Origin of the sequence: Mycobacterium sp. E3298 (genome assembly GCF_001666895.1) — a bacterium.
Lineage (GTDB): Bacteria > Actinomycetota > Actinomycetes > Mycobacteriales > Mycobacteriaceae > Mycobacterium.
This window is the reverse complement of sequence record NZ_LZJB01000536.1, coordinates 1-526: the sequence shown is the minus strand read 5'-3', so window position 1 is coordinate 526 and position 526 is coordinate 1. Positions and strand designations below refer to the sequence as shown.

Below are 526 nucleotides of genomic sequence, written 5' to 3'. Positions count from 1 at the left end.
GCGCGCACAGGTGGAGCCGGTGAGCACCGCCGCGTACGGGCGGTTCCTGCCGGCCTGGCACCGGGTGCCCGCCCAGAATTCGGGGCTGGACGGCCTGATGTCCGTGATCGACCAGCTGGCCGGGGTTCGGATGCCGGCCTCGGCGATCGAGCCGCTGGTGCTCGGTCCGCGGGTGCGCGACTACTCCCCCGCGATGCTCGACGAGCTGCTCGCCACCGGAGAGGTGACCTGGTCGGGCGCCGGGTCGATCTCGGCCAGCGACGGCTGGGTCGCGCTGCACGTGAGCGATTCCGCGCCGCTGACCCTGGCCGGGCCCGCCGAGATCGACCTCACCGACGCGCACCGCGCGATCCTGGACACGCTGGCCGGCGGGGGTGCGTACTTCTTTCGCCAGCTCACCCAAAGCGGGTTGCCCGACTCGGAGCTGAAAGCCGCGCTGTGGGAGCTGATCTGGGCGGGCACCCGGTGCCAGGCCGGCAGGAACCGCCCGTACGCGGCGGTGCTCACCGGCTCCACCTGTGCGCGC

Annotated in this window: 1 pseudogene; it reads left to right on the top strand. The window is 73.4% G+C overall.

From position 1 onward, the window contains the following. Window positions 1–460, top strand: a pseudogene (locus A9X05_RS24725) (ATP-dependent helicase); the annotation flags it as partial. Between the last annotated feature and the right edge of the window lie 66 nt (window positions 461–526).